This window comes from Cohnella massiliensis (genome assembly GCF_900169535.1).
Lineage (GTDB): Bacteria > Bacillota > Bacilli > Paenibacillales > Paenibacillaceae > Cohnella > Cohnella algarum.
Genome location: NZ_LT821259.1, coordinates 2,864,509 through 2,883,294, shown reverse-complemented (window position 1 = coordinate 2,883,294; position 18,786 = coordinate 2,864,509). Strand labels below are relative to the sequence as shown.

Here is an 18,786-nt window from a genome sequence, read left to right as displayed (position 1 = left end):
CCGTTTTATTTTCGGGCGAGGCGATACAGGCTTTGTTCGGTTCAAGTTCGGCGACTGCCGCCGCTAGGGATTGCCATGCCGCTCCTGGAGCTTGCGAAGCCGAAGCAGAGATTCCGCTTTTTCCACGTCTTCCGCGAACTTTTCGTGGGTCGTCCGCAGCACGCGCGGAAAGGCGTCCTTGGTCGCATCGCGCAACTCGGCGAGCGCCGCCGCCGTTATGCCTCCGGGCACGGATACTCTTCGCTGCAGCTCGGCGGGCGAGCATCCGGACTTTTGCAGCATCCGGGAGGTGCCGAGCAGCATTTCGCAGGCGAGCGTGCTGGCGGTTTGGCGGTTCATCCCGGTTTCGGTCGCGGCCGCTTCGATAAATTGCTCGAGCAAAAACGCAAAAAACGCCGGCCCGCAGCTGGACAGGTCGGAAGCGACCCGGACCTCTTCCTCGCGGATCTCCACCGGACGGCTGATTGCGGAGAACAAGCCGAGCAGCGAGTCGCGGTCGTCTCCGTTCAATCTTTCGCCGAACATAAAAAGAGAAGCCCCGTTTCCGACGGAATTGATGACGCTCGGAATGATTTTCGCGACTTTGGACGGAACGATTTCTTCCAAAGACGCGATCCGGATCGGACTCGTAATCGAGACGACGATTTGATCTCTCGAAAGCGCGGGCACGATGTCATCCAGCACCGTCCGGAAATCGGACGGTTTGACGCACAGAAAGACGAGCTTTGCGTCCTTCGCGCCCGAACGGTTGTCTGCGGCGACAGCGAGGCCGGGATAACGGGCAGCCAGCGCTTCCGCCTTGGAGCGCGTCCGGGTGGCTATCGTCACTTGCTCCGGCATCAAGGCCCCGGCTTCGATCAGCGCTTCCGTCAACAGACTTCCCATGCTGCCTGCCCCAATGAAGCACACGTTCATGCTTCCTTCCCTCCTCACCGACGCTGACTTCATCCCATTGTATGAGGGACGGTTTGGCCGACATGACGCAAAACGTTAAAAAAATTACAAGGAGTGAGCTTTATGCGCAATGATTTCGGCCGCGGCTCTTCCGCCGCAAGGAAAACGGCGGTTGTCGCCGCGGCGGCAGCCGTGCTGCTGCTCGGATTCGCAATGTCGCAACCGACGAAAAACGGGGAGCTTCCGGAATGGCAGCCGGTGAACGGGGCATTGGCGAAATCGTTGGACGTTTTGCGCAATGGCGAAGCATCGGAGCAGGGGAATCCGCCGGCCTCCCCGCTCGTTGCCGCCGCCGCGACGGAGAAGGAGCCCGGGGCGCCGGCCTCTCCGGACAATTCGTCAAGCGGGACCGATCCCGAAGCTGCCGGGTCTCAAGCGCTGTCGGAGGGGGCGGCGAGCCAGCCGGCGGATCCGGCGGAAGCGGGCGCCAGGCCGGCAGCCGCGGCGAACTCGCCGACGTTCGCAGGCGGGACGGATGTTAAGCCGTCGGAGGATTCCGCAGCCGCAGGCGAGCAAGCCGCTCCGGCGGTCGTCTCCGGACGGATGAACATTAACGCGGCGACGGCGGAGCAACTGGACGAGCTGCCGGGCATCGGCCCTTCGAAAGCGAACGCCATCGTCGAATACCGCGAGGCCAACGGCAGGTTCAAGACGGTCGAAGAACTGAAAAACGTCAAGGGAATCGGCGACAAGCTGTTCGCCGACATCCGCGATTGGGTGGCGATCGGTGCCCCCTGACCTCCGCTTATGGGTGTCCGAATCAAAAGCACGATGGAAAATTTTCAGCGAAAGTTCCCAAACGACGGGGAATTCCTTCCCAATTGGTCGGAAATATGCGACAATAAGGGGGAAATGCTCGAATGAACAATCGTTGGGAGGATTATCCATGAGCGAAGAACGGAAATTGTCGTTGGAAACGCTTGCTATTCATGCCGGACAGCAGTTGGACCCGACTACTTTATCGAGAGCGGTCCCCATTTACCAAACGTCTTCATACGGTTTTCGAGATACCGATCATGCGGCGGACCTGTTCGCGCTGAAACAGTTCGGCAACATCTACACCCGAATCATGAATCCGACCTCCGACGTGTTCGAACAGCGCATGGCCGCGCTGGAAGGCGGAGCGGGAGCGCTGGCCGTCGGTTCCGGACAAGCCGCCATCACCTACTCGATTTTCAACCTTGCGGGCGCGGGCGACGAGATCGTTTCGGCCTCGAGCCTTTACGGCGGTACATACAACCTGTTTTCGACGACGCTGCCGAAGCTGGGCATCAACGTCAAGTTCGTCGACCCTTCCGACCCGGAAAATTTCCGGTCCGCGATCACACCGAACACGAAGGCGCTGTACGCGGAAACGATCGGCAATCCGAGAGGCGACGTGCTGGACATCGCCGCCGTCGCGAAAATCGCGCACGACAACGGCATTCCGCTCATTATCGATAATACGTTCGCCACTCCGTACCTGTGCCGGCCGATCGATTTCGGAGCGGATATCGTCGTCCACTCGGCAACGAAGTTTATCGGGGGCCATGGGACGTCGATCGGGGGCGTCGTCGTCGACGGGGGCAAGTTCGACTGGAAAGCTTCGGGCAAATTCCCCGGCCTGACGCAGCCGGACCCGAGCTATCACGGAGTCGTCTATACGGATGCGGTCGGCCCGATCGCGTATATTATTAAAATGCGCGTGCAGCTTTTGCGGGACATGGGAGCCGCGCTCGCGCCGTTCAACTCGTTCCTGTTTTTGCAAGGGCTGGAGACGCTGCATCTTCGCATGGAGCGCCACAGCAGCAACGCGCTGGCCGTCGCCCGGTTTTTGGAGAAGCATCCGGCGGTCAAGTCGGTGAATTACGCCGGACTGCCGGAGCATCCGTCGCACGGGCTGGCGCAAACCTATTTGCCCAAAGGCCAGGGCGCCATCCTGACCTTCGAGATCGAAGGCGGCGTCGAAGCCGGCAAAAAGGTCATCAACTCGGTCAAACTGTTTTCCCATCTCGCGAACGTCGGCGATTCCAAATCGCTTATTATCCATCCGGCCAGCACGACGCATCAGCAGCTTTCCGAGCAGGAGCAGGCGGCCGCCGGCGTTCAGCCGGGGATGATTCGCCTGTCGGTCGGGACGGAAGGCATCGACGATATTTTGTACGATCTGGATCAGGCTTTGAAGGCAAGTCAGGAATAAAGCATAATTAGACGTTTCCGGCACGCCGCTCCGGCGCCGGACGGGAGGAGTCAGTTCGCCATGGCGACATCCGTGCGCAAAGATTGGGACACTTATTTTATGGATATCGCGTTCATGGTTTCGACCCGGTCGCGCTGTCCGCGGCGGCATGTCGGCGCCGTATTGGTGCAGGGAAAAAAATTGCTCGGCACCGCCTACAACGGGGCGCCGATGGGAGTGCCGGATTGCTCGGAAGCGGGCTGCATGATCGTGGAGGAGTTCGAGCCCGCCCCGGGAGGCGGAACGGAATCGATGGTCAAAAAGCAGCGCTGCATCCGGACGATCCACGCCGAACAAAATTTGCTGCTGTTCACCGACCGCATTGACCGCGAAGGGTCGACGGTGTACGTGACCGATCAGCCGTGCTGGACGTGCGCGAATATGCTCGCCAACAGCGGCATCAAGGAGATCGTGTACCGCCGGCCGTACGCGAAGGATCATGACAAGGTTTCCGCCCTGATGGCGCGGAAGGGCCTCGTGTTTCGGCGGATCGAGGAGTATACGCCGCCTCCGGACACCGAAGTCCAGGATGAAGCGAATTGAATAGCGAATCGTCAGAGCGACAAGGAAGAACCTTTCGCGCCCGCGGGCGTCGGAGGTTCTTTTTTGCGTTCCTGCAAGAAGGTTTGAAGCAAGCCGAGGTTAAGCCAGGCCAAGTCGAAAAAGGAGGAGGAACGAAATGGCGAAGAGGCCGCTTGTCGCTTTTGCGGGGTGCTGGGCGGCGGGAAATGCATCCCTGTCTTTGTGGGCCGGCTGGCCGGCGTTTGCGGCGGTCGCGGGAATGCTGATGCTGCTCCTCGCCTATGCCTGCATCTCGCGAATGCCTTGGCGCATCGCGCTCGCTCTCGCACTTGCCGTCGCGCTGTCCGCGGGCGAGCGGGCATGGTTCGAATCGCGGAACGTTACCGTCCTGGACGAGCTGCTTGGCGAGCCGGACGGCCGGCTAGCGGTCGCGGCCGGAAAGCTGATTTCTCCCCCCGATATCGACGGAGATGTCGTCACGTTCCGAATGGCGGTCTCCCGGATTGCGGGTCGGGCCGTCGAGCCGAAGGAGAAGCTGCTCGTTCGGGTTAGGCTTTCCGCCGAATCGGAAATCGGGACCGCGGGAACGTGGAAGCGCGGGGACGGCGTCCGCGTCGAAGGGGAGCTGGAGCTGCCCGGGACGGCGACCAACTTCGGCGGCTTCGATTACTGCGCGTATTTGAAACGCGAGCGCGTTCATTGGGTGCTGTCCGCCGACGGCGCCGGCGCCGTCGAGCGGTCGGGCGAGCGCGTGTCCTGGCCGGATGCCGCGTTGCGCTGGATCGACGAACGGCGGGCGGGTATCGGCAAGCTGATGGACGAGCTGTACGGCGAGGCGGATGCCGGCTACATGAAAGGGCTCGTCGCCGGCATTCGGGAAGATCTCGATCCGGAGCAGTTCGACGTCTTCGCCAAGCTCGGGCTGACGCACGTGCTTGCCATCTCCGGCCTTCACGTCGGCGTCGTCGTTTTTTTGCTGCTCCGCCTCGGCGCGTTGTTTCGGCTGAGCCGCGAACGGTCGCTGGACGCGACGATCGCGGCAATGCCGGTCTACATGCTGCTGACGGGAGCTTCTCCTTCTGCCGTAAGAGCGTGTCTGATGGCGATGCTGGCGCTTTTTTTGGCGCGAAAAAACCGGCTCAAGGACGGACTCCACCTTTTGGCAGCATCCGCCCTGGCCATGCTGATCGTGAATCCGATCATGATCGAAAACGTCAGCTTCCAGCTTTCGTTTATCGTGACGTTGGGACTGATCGCGCTGGTGCCGCTCGTGTCCGCATGCCTCCCTGTCCGGAACAAATCGCTTCGCGGCGCGCTGGCGGTCGCGATAACGGCGCAAGCCTGCTCGCTGCCGGTCTCGATCTTTTATTTTCACCAGTTTCACTTGCTGTCGTTATTGTCCAACCTCGTGCTCGTACCGTTCATCAGCTTTATCGTGATGCCGCTCGGCATGGCGTCGGTCGTACTCGGAGCGGCGTGGCAGCCCGTCGGGGCTTACGCGGCCTGGGCCGCTTCCTGGTGCAACCGGCTCACCTTTGCCGCGACGGGGCGACTGCAGGCGATCGACGGCATGCAGACGTACTGGCCCCAGCCTTCGCTGCTTTGGGTTGCGGCGGGCTACGTTTTGCTGGGCGCGAGCGCCGCGCTGCTCAAGGCGGGGCTGACCCGGCGGCGGGGGAACGAAGCGTCGGCGCGGCGTCGGGCCGAGCGGCTGAGGCGGGAGGCGGACATGCGGTTCGACGCGGAGCGCAGGGCAAGCCTCGTTGCGGCTTACGCCGGTTCTTTGCAAAGCGAGGGGAACGATACGAAACCGCTGTTCGGCGGGGAGGCGGAACCGTCGGCGGAATGGCCGAAACCGGGGCTGACGGGGAATGCGGGAATCGTCCGGTTCGGGGCGCTGATTGCGCTTGTCCTGTGGGCCGGGTGGCTTATATGGGGCCTGCAGCCCGCATGGCTGAACCGCGACGGCTCGGTGGCGTTTCTCGATGTCGGGCAGGGCGACGGCATTTTGATCCGCACCGGAAAAGGCCGGCATATTCTGGTGGATGCGGGAGGAACCGCAACGTTTCGCAAGGAGGACGAGGCGTGGCGGGAACGCCGCGATCCGTACGAAGTGGGACGGAAAACGGTCGTGCCGCTGCTCAAGGCGCGCGGCGTTCGGGAGTTGGATGCGCTGGTGCTGACGCACCTGGACCAGGATCATATCGGCGGGGCGGCGGCCGTGCTCGGCGCGTTTCCGGTGCGCTCGGTTTTGTTCAACGGAACGCTCAAGCCGGCGGCGGAAGCGCTTCGCGTATTCGAGCTGGCGCTTCGGTCGGGAGCGAACGTCTATGCGGTCCGCGAAGGCATGACGTGGGAGATCGACGAGACGGCGCAAATCGAGGTGCTGTATCCGGCGGAGGAAACCGCGCGCCCGGACAACGCGATTCCCGTCGCGGAAGAGCAAAACGACCGAAGCGTCGTGCTGCTGCTGAATATGTACGGACGTCGGTTTTTGCTTCCGGGCGATTTGGAAAAGCAAGGGGAAGCCGCCGTCGTTAACCGGCTTACAGAACGGGGAGCCGGGCCGGAGACGGCCGCCGTCGACGTGCTGAAAGCGGGCCACCACGGGAGCAAAACGTCGACGACGGCGATTTGGCTCATGCGCTGGAGTCCCGGAGAGGTCGTCATATCGGCCGGCCGCAACAATTTTTACGGGCATCCGCACCCGTCCGTTCTCGAACGGTTGAAGCGGATGAATATTCCGTATGCCAGAACCGACCTGAACGGCGAAATCCAGTACAGGGTATCGCCCGACGGACGGCTCGCCAAACGCATGAAGATGGGAAGCTCTTCCGATCCGTAGCCTTTTTGCGAAAAATTTTCCGTAACCGAATGCCGGACAGACAAACGATAAGTTTTTTGCTAGACTGTGAATGTTGGCGTCTTCGGCCTCCCGAAATCCGCGGCGGATAAAATTCCCTGCGGAGCGGGACATGCGGGATGCAACCTTTTAACGAAAGATCGCGTCAATGGAAGTGCAGGGGAGGAGGATCTTCTGTGGTGGAGCTTAGCCTGATCAAAGCTGCGCAAGCCGGCGATCGCGACGCCCTTGTCGCGCTGCTCCGCGAGATCGAAAATCAAGTTTACCGAACGGCCTATTACTTATTGAATAACGAGCAGGACGCTTTGGACGCTTCGCAGGAGGCGCTTATCCGCATTTATAGCAAAATCGGTTCCTACGAGGAGAAAGCCCAGTTCCGCACATGGGTTCAGCGCATCGTGACGAACATCTGCATCGACAAGTTCCGTCGCAGCCGCCCTTCCGTATCCATCGACGAGCACGAGCTGGTTTTTCACGCTACCGACGACGTGGAAGGGGAAGTGATGGCGCATTACGCGGCCGAGGACATCCGCGAGGCGATCGGCAAGCTGCCCGAGCATCATCGGACGGTCGTCGTTTTGCGGTATTTGCAGGATTTTTCGTACAACGAAATTGCGGATTCGTTGAATTTGCCGCTTAATACGGTCAAGTCTTATTTGTTTAGAGCCCGGCAACAGCTGCAAGTGCTGCTGCATGATTATCGGAAAGGTGGTGTCCGGGGATGAATTGCGAAGAGGTGATGGAACTCATGCAGCGTTCGCTTGACGGAGATCTGAGCCTGCAGGAACAAACGCGCATGACGGATCATATTCGAGCATGCCCGGAATGCGCGGTTTTGCTCGAGCGCCTCGTCCGCCTGTCGAACAACCTGGCCGACCTGCCCCGAGTAGAGCCCCGATTCAGCCTGGTGGACGCCATTTTGCCGAAGCTGGACCAAATCGATGCCGAACGGGAAGCCGCTCGCGCGGAAGGGAAGGACAACGGTTCCTCCGAAGCCGACGCGATTCCCGCAGCCGGCGCCGAAGCCGAAGCCGAGACCGAAGCTGAACTCGAAGCCGAAGCGGAAGCCGAACGCGCCAAGCCCGCGGCCCGCCCTTCGCGGCCGTGGAAGCGCCGGCTGGGGGCGATCGCGGCGGCGGCTGCCGTCGTCGCTGCGGTTATCCTCTCCGATCCATCCTCCTGGTTATCCCGGTCGGAGATGGACCGCGCCGCATCCGACGAGAGCGAAAGCTTCAGCTTGAAAATGATGAAGCAGGAAGCCCCCGCGGCCGAAAATTCGGCTTCGGCGGACGAGGCGGCTCCCGAAGCCCGGGGCTTCGCCGTCGAACCCGATGCGAATTCCGGCATCGGGCAGGAAAGCGCGGCGGTTCCGCCGCTGACGGAATCGAACGGCGCGGGCGAGCAGGGGCAAGCGCAAGCGGGCGACTCCGGCGGAGCGCCGGCTTCGGAAGCCCCGGAATCCGGGGGATCGGCTCCGGGGGCGCCCGCCCGCGGGAACTCGGAAACCGAAGCGCCGACGTTAGGGGGGCCGGTTCCCGCAGCCCCGCCGACCGAAGGAGCGGCCCCCGGCTTCTCCGCGGCCGAGAAGCCCGTTGCCGGCGAACCGGAAGCGGAGACGCCGGCAGACGGCGGCGGCACGGGGGAAGCTTCGGGGATGAACGTGCCGGAAGATTCGGCCCCTTCCTTGACGAGCGCTTCGATCCCGTCGCCGGACGGTTCGCGCTACGCGCTGGTGGAGAGCGAGAGGTTGAAGGTTTACGCCGCCGACGGCGCGCTCCTGTTCGAGAGCGGATTGACGGGGAGCTTTTCCGACGTGCGTTGGAGCGAAGACGGCGCCGAGCTGTATTACGCGTTCGCGGAAAGCGACGGGAAAGCGACGAGCTATGCGTGGAGCGCGGAAAAGGGAGAGCAAGCGGCGCCGTAAACGGGCGCACCTTTCGGCCGCAAACTGCGTATAGTGTATCGAACGGCGAAAGCCGACAGAAGGACGAAGGTCGCGGTCGTTCGCGCGCGGTACCATGGACCGGGCCGGCGGACGTTGACATAGATGTCCTACGACAAAGGGATCGCGCCTTGACTGGGCGCGGTCTCTTTGTTGTTTTTTTGCCGAACTGCACGTATAATTTTTCAGATAAGCGACGAAGGAGGTCGTCCGATATATCGGCTCGGCCGGAATTCGCGAACGGAAAGGAGTTCGTTATGGAATCCAGTCAAGCTTTCCGCGAGCTGCGCGACGGCAAAATCCGCCCGCTATACGTTTGCTACGGCACCGAAGCGTATCGCATGAACGAATTCGCGGAGCAGTTGGCGGGCAAACTGATCGAACCGGAACACCGCGACATGGCGATCGTCCGCTTCAGCACGTCGGAGGTTTCAATCGACCAAATCGTCGACGAAGCCGAAACGCTTCCGTTTCTCGTGCCTTATAAGCTGGTGTTCGTGCGCGACAGCGTCGTGTTCGCTTCGGCGGGCAAGGAATCCGCCAAAATCGAGCACCGAACCGAACGGCTCCTGGACTATATGCGAACGCCGTCGGAAACGACGATACTCGTCTTCCTCGTCCCTCACGAAAAGCTGGACGAACGCAAAAAACTGACCAAAACCGCCAAGCAAGCCGACAACGTCGTTCGTTTCGCGCAGCTGTCGGCGGACGATTTGATGCAATGGATCGCCCGCAGGGCGGAAAGGCAAGGACGGCGCTTCGAAACGTCCGCGCTGGATGAGCTGCTGCGCCGAATCGGGACGGATATGGGATCGCTCGCCGCGGAAACGGACAAGCTGTGCCTGCATGCCGGCGATCGGGGGACGGTAACCGCCGCGTCGGTCGCGGAGCTTGTGCCGGCCAGCATCGAACAAAGCGTGTTCAAGCTGACGGAGGAGATCGCTGCGCTGCGCACGGACAAGGCGCTCGCGCTTTATTACGATTTGCTCAAGCAGCGGGAAGAGCCGATCAAGCTGACGGCGCTGCTCGTCAGGCAATTCCGCAACATGCTGTTCATCAAGGAGCTGGCGAAGCAAGGCTATACGCCGCAGCAAATGGCCGGCCAGCTCGGGCTGCACCCGTATGCGGTGAAGGTGACGAGCGAGCATATCCGCGGCTTCAGCACCGAGCGGCTGACGGCGCTGCTGAGCCGGCTTGCCGAGCTCGACTACGAGATGAAGACGGGACAAGTGGAAAAAACGCTCGGCCTGGAATTGTTCCTGATGGAAGCGGGAACGCCGACAGGCTGACGGACAGGCCTGGACCCCGGCAAACGAAAAAAGCCGTTCGATGCGTCGAAACGCAAAGATCGGCTTTTTGGCGCTGCTTATGTCAGAAACAAGCTTACGCTTGTTGGGACAGAGCGTTCAACTTTTTGGCCAGGCGGGATTTTTTGCGGGCAGCCGCATTTTTATGGATGAGGCCTTTGGTTACCGCTTTGTCCAGCTTCTTCTGAGCCAATTGAAGGGCTTCTTTAGCAACGTTCACATCGGTTCCGACAACCGCTTGGTCAGCCTGTTTGACGGCCGTACGGAGGGCGGATTTTTGGGAAGCGTTACGCAGACGGCGCTTCTCGCTCGTCTTGGTCCGTTTGATGGCGGATTTGATATTCGGCATTCATTTCACCTCCCACTGCAAAACAAGAAGTATTTCTCCACACAACTTGTAACATTCTATCATGCAGGGGGGCAAAACGCAAGCAAATCCCGGGCGCGCCTTAAGCGAACGGAATTCAAACGAACGAAAGGGGCAACGCCAACGTGGGCGATCGAGATTTGGACTTAAGCGCATACGGAGTAAGAACCGATCTGGCATTGGAAGCCAGGGAAGCGGCGCAGACCGACGAGAACGGCAGCATCCCCGGCGTGACGAGCGAGACGAACAAGGAAAACGGAATTACCGTCACGCGAATGCATATTCAAAACGAGGAAGGCGCGAACCGTATCGGCAAAATGGTCGGCCATTACGTCACGTTGGAGGTGCCGGAACTGCGTCGCGGGGATTCGGATTTGCAGGATAAAGTGGCGACGGCGTTCGCCCGCGAATTCGAAACGTTTTTGCAGCGGATCGGAGTCGGAGCTTCCGCCAGCATTTTGATCGTCGGGCTCGGCAACTGGAACGTGACGCCGGATGCCCTCGGTCCGCTCGTCGTCGAAAACACGATGGTCACCCGGCAATTTTTCGAGCTGATGCCCGACCAGGTCAGTCCGGGCTATCGCGCCGTGAGCGCGGTCGCTCCGGGGGTGCTCGGCACGACAGGCATCGAGTCGAGCGATATCGTGCAAGGCATCGTGAACCAATCCAAGCCCGATGTCGTCATCGCCATCGACGCGCTGGCCGCCCGTTCGCTGGACCGGGTCAATACGACGATCCAGATCGCGGATACGGGCATCCACCCCGGCTCCGGCATCGGCAACAAGCGCAAAGGGCTCACCCGCGACATCCTCGGCGTGCCGTGCATCGCGATCGGCGTGCCGACGGTCGTCTACGCCTCCACGATCGTCAACAATACGATGGACATGGTATTCGAGCACATGAAAAAACATACCGACAATACCGCGCCGCTGTTCGGCGTCTTCGGCTCGATGGCCGAGCAGGAGCGGCTGCAGCTCGTCAAGGAGGTGCTCGATCCGGTCGGGCACAATTTGCTTGTAACGCCGAAGGAAATCGACCAGTTCATGGAGGATATCGCCAACATTATCGCGAGCGGGCTGAACGCCGCGCTTCACGAAGCGGTGGATACCGACAACGTCGCGGCTTATACGCATTAAACGAATGAGAGGCGAAAAAAACGAAACGAAAGCTAACTGTCGTCAGGTGTCGCCTGCGATCGGTTAGCTTGTTTTTTATTGTTGTTAGCATAACAAAATCAGGTTATAATCAATCGCAACGGCTACATTCCTCCCGAAAAAGGGGGTGACATAGTGAGCAGAAGGGGGTTTCGCCTGCCGTCTTTCCTGCGTTGGCCCGCTCAACGAATGGAAGGAAAGCTGCTGATCGTCTTTTTGTTTTTGATCATCCTGCCGATCGGAATCCTCAGCTACGTGTCCGCCCTCCGTTATTCCGATTCTATCGAGCGCAATACGGCAGCCTATGTCACTCAATTGACCGACAAAACCATGGGCAAGCTGGACGACTACATTGCCGACATGAGAAAGATTTCCATCATTCCTTCTTATCTGGACGCCATCCAGGCCGGTTTGAAAATGTCCAACCAATACTACGAAGGGCGCGCGCTGCCCGAAGAAAACGTTCCGAGCCTGCTGCCCGGAGACCAGCAAAGAACGATCGATATCCAGCGAAAAATCGGCAGCAGCATTTATTTTTTGAACAATATCAAGCAGGGAACGAATACGGTTTACCTGTTCGACCGGTTCGGGAACGTTTACTACGCCGTCAAAAGCTCGGGAATCCGCTCGGATTTGCGAACCGTTTACCCGAAATGGCGGGAAATGGCGGCCGAAGCGCACGGCGCTCCCGTTCTCGTCAGCACCCAGGAGGTCGGGGAGTGGGCGAGCGGCAAACGGTACGTCTTTACCGTCGTCCGGCAAATCATCGATCCTTCGACGTACGAGCCGCTCGGGATGATCGCGGTCGACGCGAACATCGGCGTCATCGAAAGCATCGTCCGGGACATGGACGACACGACATCGGGAACGACGCTCATCGTCGACGACGGCGGGAAGGTCATTTACGACAGCGGCCGCCAATATTTGGGCCAAACGTGGCCGGAGAACGATCTTTTGAGGCAAACGGCCGGGCCCGAGGGAAGCTTCCGCGCCGCTAGCGGCGGGGAGCGGGTTTTGACGATTTACAAGCAATCGGAGGTGACCGGCTGGAAGGCGCTCGTCGCCATTCCGGAGCGAACGCTGACGGCGGAAGCTCGGCTTATCCGCAACCAGACGCTCGTGTTCGCCACGCTCATCGTCGGGTTCGCGCTGCTGATCTCGCTCGTATCCGCTTTCGCCCTGACGCGGCCGCTTCGTTCCCTCGTGCGTCTGATGAAAAAAGTGCAAAAAGGCAATCTCGACGTCGTATTTCCCGTCGTCCGAAGAGATGAAATCGGCTTGGTTGGCAGCGCTTTCAATCGGATGATCGACCGGGTGAAGCTGCTCATTGCCGATATTTACGCGATGGAGCAACGGAAAAAGGAGGCGGAGCTGCAATCGCTGCAGCAGCAAATCAACCCGCATTTTATTTACAATACGCTGGAATCGATCCGGATGACGGCCGTTTTGCACGACGACGACGAAGTGGGGGATATGGCCCAACTGCTCGGCAAGCTGCTCAGGTACAGCATCCATGCAGGCAAGGAGACCGTTCCGCTCGCAAGGGAATGGGAGCATTTGCGAATGTACGTCAAGCTGCTGAACTACCGGTATTCGGATCGCTTCGCGCTGGAGCTGCCGGAGGCGGAGGAACCGATTCAGGTGATGAAGCTGCTGTTTCAGCCGATCGTGGAAAATGCCGTTTATCACGGGCTGGACGAATCGAAGCCGCATTTGCGCATTCGCATCGAAAGCCGGGTCGAAGGGGCCGACCGGCTGTTCGCCGTAGCCGATGACGGGGGCGGAATGGAGCCGGATACGCTGCTGCGGCTCCGGTCGAGCCTGAACCGGCCGCCCGGGGAGTGGGACGGCAGGGGGATCGGGCTGCGCAACGTGCACGAACGGCTGAAGCTGCGATACGGGGAAGCATACGGCCTTGCGGTCGACAGCGAACCCGGCCGCGGAACGGTCGTAACGGTTCGCCTGCCCGCGGGCTGAACCGCGAATTTCATCCGAAAAAAGGAGGACGAACGATGCTGAAGGTTGCCGTTGTCGACGACGAGGAACGAATCCGGCTCGGACTAGCCAAGCTGATCGAGAAGACGGACGAATTTTGCCGGGTGGTCGGATGCTACGCGAGCGGGCAGGATTTGCTCGACCGGCTGCACGGGGAGGAAGCCGACCTGGTGATCACCGATATCAAAATGCCGCAAATGGACGGCCTTCAATTGATCGGCGAGCTTCGCCGCAGGCGGCCGGAAATCAAGCTGGCGGTCGTCAGCGGGTTCAGCGACTTCAGCTTTGCGAAGCGGGCAATCCGGCTCAACGTGCAGGATTATTTGCTCAAGCCGGTCGACCGGGAGGAACTCGAACAGCTGCTGATCCGGGTCAGAGCCGAGGTCGAAGGACGGCGGGAACGCGGCGATCCGGCCGATTCCGAGCTCCTCCGGCGGGAATCCGACAACAGCGCGGTCGAAGCGGTCAAAGCGTTTATCCGCGAGCACTACCGGGAGGAGCTGGAGCTTTCGAAGCTGGCGGAGACGGTGTATTTGACGCCGAGCTACTTGAGCAAGCTGTTTCGGCACGTAACCGGGGAAACGATCACCGATTACTGGATCGGCGTGAGAATCGGGAGGGCGAAGGATTTGCTGCGCGAACGCCGCGAGCTCAAAACGTACGAGGTCGGAGAACGGGTCGGATACGCCGATCCGGCCTACTTCAACAAAGTGTTCAAGAGGACGGCCGGCATGACGCCGAAAGAGTATCGGGAGCGGGCCGGACTTGCGCGCAGCGCCGAAACAATGCCCAATAAAAGACAATAAAAACAAACGGGCTCCCTTATATTCCCGCTTCAATCCTTTTATAATCTCGTATGAAAGCGGTGCCACGAAGGCAGATCGGCGAGGAGAGGATAAAGGAGGGGGCAAAAAACGTGTTTCGGATGAGCTACAAAAAGCAGCGAATCGCCATCTTGTTCGGATTTTTAACCGTTCCCGTGCTTTTGTGCTTGACGTTTTCGTTTTATCCGGCGTTTTCGATGCTGGCGTACAGCTTCACCGATTGGAGCGGCGTCGGCTGGGACATGAAATGGGTGGGCTTTGCCAACTACGCCGAAATTTTCTCGCGCCCGGACATTTTCGGAACGTTCAAAAACAACGCTTATTATTTCGTCGGAGGACTCGTTCAGACGGCGGTCGCGCTCTATTTTGCCGTCATTTTGAGCGGCCGTCTCAAGGGGCGGAACTTTTTTCGCGCGAGTCTGTTTCTGCCTTACGTCCTGCACGGCACGGCGATCGTCATCATGTTCCGGGCGCTGTACCATGCCGAATACGGATCGTTGAACCTGCTGCTCGGCGAAGTCGGCTTGGCCGGCTGGCAGCGAATGTGGCTCGGGGACCCGGCGCTCGTCAACGTATCGCTCGCCTTCATTTCCGTCTGGAAGTACATGGGGCTGAATATGGTCATTTTTATCGGGGCGCTGCAATCGATCCCGCACGACTATTACGAAGCCGCGAAAATCGATGGGGCGTCGTCCTGGCAAACGTTCCGTTTCGTCACGTTCCCGTCCATCCGGCGCGTCGTCGAGCTGATGATGATTTTGACGCTGACCGGCGCGCTCGAAGCGTTCGAAATTCCGTACATCATGATGCTCGGCGCCAACGATACGTCCACCTTCGTCATTTCCACGCTCGATATGGCGTTCAAGTTTCAAAAGGCGGGGCTGGCCTCCGCGATGGCGATCGTGCTGCTGATCATGGTCGTCCTCGTGATCGCGGCGCAGCGGAAATTGTTGTTCCGGGAGGAGAAATAGGATGGTTCGCACCCCCGCATGGATACGGGCGCTTCAATACGCGACGCTGATCGTCGGCCTGTTTATCGTCTTTTTTCCGATTTATTCGGTATTCGTCGGTTCGTTCAAAACGCAGGTCGAATATTACCAGTCCGGCCTCCGGCTGCCCGAAAGCTTCCTGAACTTCGATAACTTCGCGAAGGTGTACGAGGTCGGCAAGCTCGGGCTCGGCTTTAAAAACATTTTGATCATCCTGGTCGTCGCCGTCGCCGGAAACGTGCTGCTCGGCACGATGACGGCTTACGCGCTCGGCCGTTTCGAATTCAAGCTGCGCAAGCCGATCATGGGCATGTATTTGATCGCGCAGATCATCCCGGCCATTACGACCCAGGTGGCGACGTTCAGCGTCATCCAGGCGCTGGGCGCCTACAACCGCCTGTCCGCTCCCATCTTGCTGTATATCGGCGCGGATGTGCTGCAAATCGTCATTTATCTCCAGTACATCAACAGCATCCCGAAGGATTTGGACGAAAGCGCGATGATCGAAGGAGCCTCTTTGTTTCGCATTTACCGCTCGATCATTTTTCCGCTGCTCGGTCCCGCGACCGCGACGCTCGTCATCCTCAAAACGATTCAAATCTACAACGACTTTTATACGCCCTATTTGTATATGCCCAGCCAGAAGCTTCGCGTCGTCTCGACGGCGATCTATTCGTTCGTCGGCCCGAACGCCGCGCAAATCAACGTGATTTCCGCCGGCATTCTCCTGATTTTTATCCCGACGGTAGTCGTCTTCCTGTTCATGCAGCGGTATATTTTCTCCGGGGTGACCAGCGGCGCGGTCAAATGACGATGTCCCGTTTCGCGAACGTTCGGTCTATGTTATGATAACGAAAAATTTGGCAATTCGGCGAAAATCGACCGAGCGAAAGCAGGGATCAGGTGTCCAGCAAAGTCACGATGCAGCAAATTGCCGAACGGCTCGGCTTGTCCAAGTTCGCCGTGTCCAAGGCGCTGTCCGGGAAGTCCGGCGTCAGCGCGGATACGCGCGCCAAAATTATCGAGACGGCGACGCAGCTCGGCTATTTCGCGCAAAATCGAACGAGCCGGGCGCGCGGGCGTTCGGCGGCGGGCGGAGAACGGAAGGGAGAGACGGTCGTCGTGCTCATCCCGAACGTGCGGTATCAAACCCGGGGGTCGCGATATTGGGGGAAAATTATCGACGGCATCGACTTCGCTCTCGAAAAACGGAAATTAGGCATGATGCTGGCGACGGAGCAGGGCGAGGGTTCGCTGGCGCGGCTGATCAATCCGGAGGGCGTGCTCGGGCTGATCGGCGTCGGGCTGATTTCGGGCCAGCAGCTGCTGGAAGTCCGGAGCCTGCGCATCCCGTTCGTCCTCGTCGACCACGAAGATCCGCTCGTTCCGGCCGACGCGCTGTTCGCGAACAACGGCGAAGGCATGCGGCGGATCGTCGACTATTTGATCGGCGAAGGGCACCTCCGGCTGCAGTTTGTCGGAAACATCCGGTATTCGCGCAGCTTTGGCGAGCGGTGGCTCGGGTTTCGTTCGGCGCTCGAGGAGCGGGAAATCGGCGGCTTCCAGGAGCCGGAATTGCTTGCGCTCGCGGGCGAGAACCGGTCCGAGCTGACGGAAGCGCTGGAGCCGATCCTTCGCCGCATGCTCGGCGAAGGGACGCTGCCGACGGCGCTCGTTTGCGCCAACGATTCGCTCGCCATTTGCGCCATGACCGCGCTGATGAAGCTCGGCGCGAGCGTGCCCGCGGACTGCTCGGTGACGGGGTTCGACAACATCGAGGACGCCGCGCTCGCGCGGCCGCCGCTGACGACCGTTCACGTGGACAAGGAAGGGCTCGGCCGGCGGGCGGTGGAAGCGCTGCTGCGGCGGATCGAACGTCCGGGAGAACCGCGGGAGCGGATTTTGCTGACGGGAGACGTCGTGCTGCGGCAGTCGGCAACCGCCCGAACGGGGCGAAACCGCGCCGGCGCATTTAGCATAACCGACGACAATAAAAACAAATGCATTGCCTTTTATCCCCTCCCATTTTCTCTATAATGAGTAAATGTAAGCGATGCCATCTCGTTAAATGGAATCCAATGGAACTCAAATCGATTGTTGGGGGGAACAAACGTGAAAAAAGTTTCGCCGGTCATCCTGATGGTCATGCTCGCCGCCGCCTTGCTTGCCGCCTGCAGCGGAGGCGACAACGGCAACAACGGTTCGTCGCCGTCCGCCTCGCCGTCTCCTTCGGCTTCGGAATCCGCTTCCGCGTCGCCGAGCGCCAGCTCGGAGCCGTCAGCTTCCGCGTTGACGGGGAAAATCAAAGTGCTGTCGCACCGGACCGATCTCGTGAACGACGGCACGATGGACAAATACGCGGCCAAATTCAAGGAAAAATACCCCGGCGCCGAAATCGAGTTCGAGGCGCTCACCAACTACGCGACCGACATTAAAGTAAGGATTACGACCGGCGAAGCCGGCGACGTCAACATGCTGGACGGGGGAATGGCGACGAGCGAGCTTCCCAACTATTACGAGCCGCTGCCGGATTCCATGTTCGAGGACGTTTATTTTCCCGATATCCGTTCCCACGAGGGCAAGCGCTACGGCATCACGACCGGCGTGAACACGCAGGGAATCGTCTATAACAAGACCGCGTTCGCCAAGGCCGGCGTCGACAAAGTGCCGACGACGCTCGACGAGCTGTACGACGCGGCCGCGAAGCTGAAAGAGGCGGGCATCATTCCGCTGTACATGAACTTCGGCGCCCAGTGGCCGATGACGAACTGGGGAGAAAATTCCTACGCCTACGTCGCCGGCGACGCGAAATGGACCGACACGCTTATCGCCCAGGAGGCTCCGTTCACGGTGGACGGACCGTGGGGCAAGCTGATCCAGATCGCCAGAACGTTCGTCGAAAACGAGTGGGTGGAGAAAGATTTGTCCACAAACAATTGGGAGATGTCCAAAGGCGAGATTGCTTCCGGCAAGGCCGCGATGTATTTTCTCGGCAACTGGGTCATTCCGCAGGTCATCGGCGCGGGGGCGAAGTCCGAAGATATCGGCTTCTTTCCGCTCCCGTACGACAACGGCGGCACGTACAACGTTCCGCTCGGCGGGGACTATTTTATCGGCGTAAGCGAGGACAGCAAAAACAAGGAGCTGGCCATCGCCTGGGTCGAGTTCTTCGTCAAGGAATCCGGCTACGTGGAAGATTCCGGCTTCATGCCGATCGTCAAAAGCCAGGAGCCGAAAGTGCCGCAAATGGCCGAGTTCGCTTCGTTTAACCCGAACTATATCGAAAGCGAATTCACCGACCCGCGGTACAACGAAATCGCGAACAAGGCCGAAATCGCGCTCGGCACCGGCAGCGTGGATCAGGAGCTGGTGATGGCGAAGGATTTGCAAAAAGCGTTCGACGACTTGAACCAAAAGTGGGCGAAGGCGAAAAAAGAGCTGGGGTACTGATCGCCGATCGAAAATTGATGAGCCGGGACCAAAACGGGACGGGGCTGCCCTGCGGCGCCTCGTCCTTCTTTATCCGCGAAAGATCCGGACAAGCTCGCGGGGGCACGGGTACGCCGCTCGGGCTGTACCGAATATTTGTCCGGCGACATCTCCCCCATCCGCTCCCGAAGTCGGCTCGGCCCTCCGGGATCCGGTTGAGTG

The 18,786-nt window shown here is 59.9% G+C and carries 16 protein-coding genes; 14 read left to right on the top strand and 2 right to left on the bottom strand.

Annotated elements, in window-relative coordinates; translation table 11 throughout:
- Positions 1-63: 63 nt before the first annotated feature.
- A complete protein-coding gene (gene comER / locus B7E11_RS27230) occupies positions 64-915 on the bottom strand; it encodes a late competence protein ComER (RefSeq protein ID WP_080840575.1) in 852 nt (283 codons plus the stop codon).
- A 102-nt stretch (positions 916-1,017) separates the two neighbouring features.
- Here comER and B7E11_RS27225 point away from each other — a divergent pair, with 102 nt between their 5' ends.
- The 7 genes from B7E11_RS27225 (at position 1,018) to holA (ending at position 9,788) form a co-directional block, all read left to right on the top strand.
- Positions 1,018-1,692 (top strand): ComEA family DNA-binding protein, encoded by a 675-nt coding sequence (locus B7E11_RS27225; protein ID WP_080840574.1) that lies wholly within the window; start codon positions 1,018-1,020, stop codon positions 1,690-1,692.
- 148 nt (positions 1,693-1,840) lie between these two features.
- The gene (locus B7E11_RS27220) at positions 1,841-3,133 is read left to right on the top strand and encodes a homocysteine synthase (RefSeq protein ID WP_080840573.1); all 1,293 of its coding nucleotides are present in this window, start codon (positions 1,841-1,843) and stop codon (positions 3,131-3,133) included.
- 60 nt (positions 3,134-3,193) lie between these two features.
- On the top strand, positions 3,194-3,715 hold the full coding sequence (locus B7E11_RS27215) for a deoxycytidylate deaminase (protein WP_080840572.1): 522 nt from the start codon (positions 3,194-3,196) through the stop codon (positions 3,713-3,715).
- Between the two features lie 136 nt (positions 3,716-3,851).
- The gene (locus B7E11_RS27210) at positions 3,852-6,539 is read left to right on the top strand and encodes a ComEC/Rec2 family competence protein (RefSeq protein ID WP_080840571.1); all 2,688 of its coding nucleotides are present in this window, start codon (positions 3,852-3,854) and stop codon (positions 6,537-6,539) included.
- 194 nt (positions 6,540-6,733) lie between these two features.
- A complete protein-coding gene (locus B7E11_RS27205; RefSeq protein WP_080840570.1) occupies positions 6,734-7,282 on the top strand; it encodes an RNA polymerase sigma factor in 549 nt (182 codons plus the stop codon).
- Positions 7,279-8,481 (top strand): anti-sigma factor family protein, encoded by a 1,203-nt coding sequence (locus B7E11_RS27200; protein WP_080840569.1) that lies wholly within the window; start codon positions 7,279-7,281, stop codon positions 8,479-8,481. Before B7E11_RS27205 ends, B7E11_RS27200 begins: the two co-directional genes overlap by 4 nt.
- Positions 8,482-8,756: 275 nt before the next feature.
- A complete protein-coding gene (holA, locus tag B7E11_RS27195; protein WP_080840568.1) occupies positions 8,757-9,788 on the top strand; it encodes a DNA polymerase III subunit delta in 1,032 nt (343 codons plus the stop codon).
- A gap of 94 nt (positions 9,789-9,882) precedes the next feature.
- Here holA and rpsT read toward each other — a convergent pair whose 3' ends face one another.
- Positions 9,883-10,155 (bottom strand): 30S ribosomal protein S20, encoded by a 273-nt coding sequence (gene rpsT, locus B7E11_RS27190; protein WP_080840567.1) that lies wholly within the window; start codon positions 10,153-10,155, stop codon positions 9,883-9,885.
- 143 nt (positions 10,156-10,298) lie between these two features.
- On the opposite strand from rpsT, the gene gpr reads away from it, so the two are divergent.
- The 7 genes from gpr to B7E11_RS27155 all read left to right on the top strand — a co-directional run bounded on the left by gpr (position 10,299) and on the right by B7E11_RS27155 (position 18,585).
- Complete coding sequence (gpr, locus tag B7E11_RS27185; RefSeq protein ID WP_080840566.1) at positions 10,299-11,309, top strand: GPR endopeptidase; 1,011 nt, start codon at positions 10,299-10,301, stop codon at positions 11,307-11,309.
- Between the two features lie 153 nt (positions 11,310-11,462).
- Positions 11,463-13,304, top strand: a complete 1,842-nt coding sequence (locus B7E11_RS27180; protein ID WP_080840565.1) for a cache domain-containing sensor histidine kinase — start codon at positions 11,463-11,465, stop codon at positions 13,302-13,304.
- 35 nt (positions 13,305-13,339) lie between these two features.
- Positions 13,340-14,128 (top strand): response regulator, encoded by a 789-nt coding sequence (locus B7E11_RS27175; RefSeq protein WP_080840564.1) that lies wholly within the window; start codon positions 13,340-13,342, stop codon positions 14,126-14,128.
- Between the two features lie 110 nt (positions 14,129-14,238).
- Entirely contained in the window at positions 14,239-15,117 is an 879-nt protein-coding gene (locus B7E11_RS27170) for a carbohydrate ABC transporter permease (RefSeq protein WP_080840563.1), read from the top strand.
- 1 nt (position 15,118) lies between these two features.
- The gene (locus tag B7E11_RS27165; protein WP_080840562.1) at positions 15,119-15,946 is read left to right on the top strand and encodes a carbohydrate ABC transporter permease; all 828 of its coding nucleotides are present in this window, start codon (positions 15,119-15,121) and stop codon (positions 15,944-15,946) included.
- A 92-nt stretch (positions 15,947-16,038) separates the two neighbouring features.
- Positions 16,039-17,172, top strand: a complete 1,134-nt coding sequence (locus tag B7E11_RS27160) for a LacI family DNA-binding transcriptional regulator (RefSeq protein ID WP_080840561.1) — start codon at positions 16,039-16,041, stop codon at positions 17,170-17,172.
- A 75-nt stretch (positions 17,173-17,247) separates the two neighbouring features.
- Positions 17,248-18,585, top strand: coding sequence for an ABC transporter substrate-binding protein (locus B7E11_RS27155; protein ID WP_245809833.1), 1,338 nt, complete (start codon positions 17,248-17,250; stop codon positions 18,583-18,585).
- Positions 18,586-18,786 lie beyond the last annotated feature (201 nt).

Bases quoted from the DNA above. Each gene is read 5' to 3' on its own strand.
- B7E11_RS27215 (WP_080840572.1), top strand. From the start codon at position 3,194: ATGGCGACATCCGTGCGCAAAGATTGGGACACTTATTTTATGGATATC.
- rpsT (WP_080840567.1), bottom strand. From the start codon at position 10,155: ATGCCGAATATCAAATCCGCCATCAAACGGACCAAGACGAGCGAGAAG.
- B7E11_RS27220 (WP_080840573.1), top strand. From the start codon at position 1,841: ATGAGCGAAGAACGGAAATTGTCGTTGGAAACGCTTGCTATTCATGCC.
- B7E11_RS27200 (WP_080840569.1), top strand. From the start codon at position 7,279: ATGAATTGCGAAGAGGTGATGGAACTCATGCAGCGTTCGCTTGACGGA.
- B7E11_RS27175 (WP_080840564.1), top strand. From the start codon at position 13,340: ATGCTGAAGGTTGCCGTTGTCGACGACGAGGAACGAATCCGGCTCGGA.
- B7E11_RS27210 (WP_080840571.1), top strand. From the start codon at position 3,852: ATGGCGAAGAGGCCGCTTGTCGCTTTTGCGGGGTGCTGGGCGGCGGGA.
- B7E11_RS27165 (WP_080840562.1), top strand. From the start codon at position 15,119: ATGGTTCGCACCCCCGCATGGATACGGGCGCTTCAATACGCGACGCTG.
- holA (WP_080840568.1), top strand. From the start codon at position 8,757: ATGGAATCCAGTCAAGCTTTCCGCGAGCTGCGCGACGGCAAAATCCGC.
- comER (WP_080840575.1), bottom strand. From the start codon at position 915: ATGAACGTGTGCTTCATTGGGGCAGGCAGCATGGGAAGTCTGTTGACG.
- B7E11_RS27225 (WP_080840574.1), top strand. From the start codon at position 1,018: ATGCGCAATGATTTCGGCCGCGGCTCTTCCGCCGCAAGGAAAACGGCG.